The sequence below is a fragment of the Micrococcus sp. GbtcB5 genome, from assembly GCF_019091605.1.
In the GTDB taxonomy this organism is placed as follows: domain Bacteria; phylum Actinomycetota; class Actinomycetes; order Actinomycetales; family Micrococcaceae; genus Micrococcus; species Micrococcus luteus.
Genome location: NZ_JAGXJK010000317.1, coordinates 1 through 249, shown reverse-complemented (window position 1 = coordinate 249; position 249 = coordinate 1). Strand labels below are relative to the sequence as shown.

The following is a 249-nucleotide window of genomic DNA, read 5'->3' as shown; positions in this document are numbered from 1 at the left end:
GTGCCCGGCGGCGAGGACGGCCCGGTCAGGACCCCCAGGAAAGACGGTGTCGCGGGCGCGCCGTGCCCTCGCGGCCCACCCGCGCCGCCCGCGTGCCCTTCTCCGGATGGCTCGCCCTGGGCAGCGCCGGGCTGGCACTGCTGGCCCCCCCCCCCTACATCCTCGAGGGCCCCGGCCCCGCCGTGGACCTGCTGGGCGAACGCGAGGGCCGACCCGTGCTGCGCGTCGAGGGCGGCGAGGCGGACCCGG

1 pseudogene is annotated in these 249 nt (G+C 80.3%); it reads left to right on the top strand.

What is annotated here, in order from left to right:
* Positions 1 to 62: 62 nt before the first annotated feature.
* A pseudogene (locus KVS67_RS12510) lies at positions 63 to 249 on the top strand (hypothetical protein); the annotation flags it as partial.